This is a genomic window from Luteitalea sp. (genome assembly GCF_044337415.1).
Classification (GTDB): domain Bacteria; phylum Acidobacteriota; class Vicinamibacteria; order Vicinamibacterales; family Vicinamibacteraceae; genus Luteitalea.
This window is the reverse complement of the sequence record NZ_JBIINP010000347.1, coordinates 1-3,263: the sequence shown is the minus strand read 5'-3', so window position 1 is coordinate 3,263 and position 3,263 is coordinate 1. Positions and strand designations below refer to the sequence as shown.

Annotated in this window: 4 protein-coding genes; all 4 read right to left on the bottom strand. The window is 69.7% G+C overall.

Going from position 1 to position 3,263, the window contains the following annotated elements; translation table 11 throughout:
- Nucleotides 1-182, bottom strand: a 182-nt coding sequence (locus ACIRDX_RS22110) for a hypothetical protein (protein WP_396627582.1), incomplete at its 3' end; no start/stop codon positions are given.
- A gap of 167 nt (nucleotides 183-349) precedes the next feature.
- Complete coding sequence (locus ACIRDX_RS22105; RefSeq protein ID WP_396627581.1) at nucleotides 350-1,225, bottom strand: sulfurtransferase; 876 nt, start codon at nucleotides 1,223-1,225, stop codon at nucleotides 350-352.
- Between the two features lie 8 nt (nucleotides 1,226-1,233).
- Nucleotides 1,234-2,505, bottom strand: coding sequence for an ABC transporter permease (locus ACIRDX_RS22100; protein WP_396627580.1), 1,272 nt, complete (start codon nucleotides 2,503-2,505; stop codon nucleotides 1,234-1,236).
- An 11-nt stretch (nucleotides 2,506-2,516) separates the two neighbouring features.
- Nucleotides 2,517-3,263: ATP-binding cassette domain-containing protein (locus ACIRDX_RS22095; protein WP_396627579.1), on the bottom strand; the 747-nt coding region annotated here is incomplete at its 5' end.

Sequence of the window (3,263 nt, the reverse complement as noted above, 5' to 3'; positions counted from 1 at the left end):
ACGTACACCTCGGACTCACACTGCGGCACCTGGTGGCTCTTCGGGAACGGGCGCGTCGCGACCTCGGGCGGCACCTCGCTGAACTTGTCCGCGAACCCGATCAGCAGGTCGGCGCGACTGCCAGGGTCGGCAAACATGTCGAGCGTCTCGTAGAGATCCTCGAGGTTGGTCTGGGTGCTCATCGGGTCACCGCTGGGGCTCAGGACTAGGGGCTGGGCGCTCGGGGCTCGGGGCTAGGGGCTCGTATACCGGCAGTCGGCCTTCTCATGCCTCATGTCTCATGACTCATGCCCCATGGGTCTGACCTTGAGCCTTGTCATGAGGCATGGCGCATGAGTCATGACAAGAATCAGCGCTCAGGTCCCTTCTCCACCGGCACGCCCACGAGGTTGCCCCACTCCGTCCAGCTGCCGTCGTAGTTGCGGATGTTCCCGAAGCCGAGCAGGTACTTGAGCGTGAACCACGTGTGGCTGCTGCGCTCGCCGATGCGGCAGTAGGCGATGGTCTCCTTGCCCGGATCGAGGTGCTTCTCGCCCAGGTAGATCGCCTTCAGCTCGTCGGCCGTCTTGAACGTGCCGTCTTCCGGGTTGATGGCGCGGGCCCACGGCACGCTCTTCGCGCCGGGGATGTGCCCGCCGCGCATCGCACCCTCCTGCGGGTACTCGGGCATGTGCAGCTTCGCGCCGGTGTACTCGTCGGGCGACCGCACGTCCACGAGTTGCCCGCCCGACTGGCTGTGCGCGAGCACCTGCTCACGGAACGCGCGGTGCGCCGCATCGTCGCGCAGGGCCGGCACGGGATAGGACGAAGCGGCGTACGTCGGCACCTCGCGCGTGAGGGCGCGGCCTTCCTTCTCCCACTTCAGGCGGCCGCCGTCGAGGATGCGGGCGTTGTCGTGCCCGAAGAGCTGGAACACCCAGAAGGCGTAGCACGCCCACCAGTTGTTGCGGTCGCCGTAGAAGACGACCGTCGTCTCCGGCGTGATGCCGAAGCGCGACACGAGCGCCGCGAACGCCTCGGCGGCGATGTAGTCGCGGCGCAGGGGATCGTTGAGGTCGTTCGTCCAGTCGATCTGCACGGCGCCCGGGATGTGCCCCGAGGGATACACCAGCGGATCCTCGTTGGACTCGACCAGGCGGACGGACGGGTCCTGCAGGTGCTCGGCGACCCAGTCGGTACTGACGAGGCGGTCGGGGTGGGCGTAGCCCTTGTCGGCAATGGACATGATGCCCATCATGCCACCTCGCTGCGACGCGCGCCGACGATGAACGTCGCGGCGGCCACCAGCAGCAGGATGGCGCACGGCACGACCATCTCCAGGGCACTGAAATCCCGCCAGATGGCGCCCTCGAGCGCGAGGATGGCCCAGCGCACAGGGCTGGCGACGCTGAGCTTGGCCAGCCAGGGCGGCATCACCATCAGCGGGACCATCGCCCCGCCGAGCAGGAACAGCGGCATCATCACGGCCGGCGCCATGCCGCCGATCCCCTGTTCGGTAGTCGCCATCGAGGCCAGGAGCAGGATGATCCCCACGAAGGCCGCGCCCGTGCACAGCATCGCCACCAGCATCAGGCCCCACGACGACGGCCGTAATCCGAACGCCACCACGCCGAGCAGGATCAGCAGTAGTTCGACGATGACGATGGCCAACAGCGCGGCGAGCGACTTGCCGGCGAGGATCTGCCCGCGCGACAACGGCGACACCTGCAGCCGGACCATGGTGCCGCGCACGCGCTCGGAGGCGAACGTGGTGCCGAAGGCCATCACGCAGCCGAACACGGCCCACAGCACGGCCATCGGGAACGTTACGTCGTAGCCGTTGCTCGGGCCGGTGCGCTGCCGCGTGAGGTCCTGCTGCACGATGCGCAGTGGCGCCCACGCCGGCGCCGCCGCCGCACCCGGAGCAGGCGCGGCGGGCTGGGCGTCGGGCGAGCCCAGGAACGTGTCGAGCTGGCCGAGGAAGGACTCGAGGTTCGGGGTGGCGCCGGGGGAGGTGCGCTTCAGCTCCTCGAGGGTCTGCCGCACCGACGGACGAGCCGAGGCCGGGTCGGTGAAGAGGGTCTGCAGGCGTTCCGCGCCCTGCTGCTGCAGCAGGCCTTCGAGCATGCCGCGCTCGGCCTGACGACTCGGGTCGGTGAAGACCTCGATCTCCGGAGGCGTGCCGTGGAACAACCGGGTCGACGCCTCGCCGAAGCCCGGGCGCAGCACGATCGCCGCAACGCGCTGCCCCTTGCGCACGGCCTCGAGCGCCTCGGCGCGCGTGGCCCTGACGCCGGCGAAGGTCGCACGGGCGACGAGCTTCTCGGCGAAGGCCTTCGACGCCGCCGAGCCGTCCTCGTCGACGACGGCCACCGGGAGGCGCGGGCTGGGTCGGTTCGAGCCGCCGAACAGCACACCGAACAGCACGGCCACGCACAGCGGCCAGACGAACGTGAAGAACAGCGAGATCCGCTGGCGCGAGAAGGTCCGCAGGTCCTTGAGGGCGATCGCGAGCATGCCTGACATGGGTGATGACCTCAGTCCCGGAGCGTGTGACCGGTGAGCGACAGGAAGACCTGTTCCAGCGTGGGCTCCTCGACGCGGAACGACTCGAGCCGTCCTTCAGCCGAGAGCCGGTTCAACTCGTGGAGTGGATCGCGGGTCTCGATCACCACCTCCTGCCCGCCGACGCGTGCGTGCAGGCGCGGCGGGCCGCCGTAGGTGCCGATGAGTCCGGCGACCGTGTCGAGCGCGCGCACCTTGCCCGCATCCATGATGGCCACGCGATCGCACAGGCGCACCGCCTCCTCCATGTAGTGCGTGCTGTAGACGAGCGTGCGGCCCTGCGCGCGGAGGGCCTCGATGCTGTCGAAGATCGCGTTGCGCGACTGCGGATCCACGCCGACGGTGGGCTCGTCGAGCAGCACGAGGTCGGGCTCGTGGAGCACTGCGGCGGCGATGTTGAGGCGACGCTTCATGCCGCCCGAGTAGCCGCCCACGAGGTCGGCGCGCCGCTCCTGCAGGCCCACGAACGCCAGCGCCGCGTCGACACGCGCCCGCAGCGCCGTGCCCGAGAGCCCGTAGAGCCGCCCGAAGAACTCCAGGTTCTCCTCGGCGCTCAGCAGGTCGTATACCGCGAGGTTCTGGGGCGCCAGCCCGAGCCGGCGACGTGCCGACGGCGAGCTCGGCGCCCCGTATGTGCCGATGGTCACCTGCCCGGCGTCGGGGGCGAGCAACCCGGTGGCGACGTGCATGGTGGTGCTCTTCCCGGCGCCGTTGGGCCC

Bases quoted from the DNA above. Each gene is read 5' to 3' on its own strand.
- ACIRDX_RS22105 (WP_396627581.1), bottom strand. From the start codon at position 1,225: ATGTCCATTGCCGACAAGGGCTACGCCCACCCCGACCGCCTCGTCAGT.
- ACIRDX_RS22100 (WP_396627580.1), bottom strand. From the start codon at position 2,505: ATGTCAGGCATGCTCGCGATCGCCCTCAAGGACCTGCGGACCTTCTCG.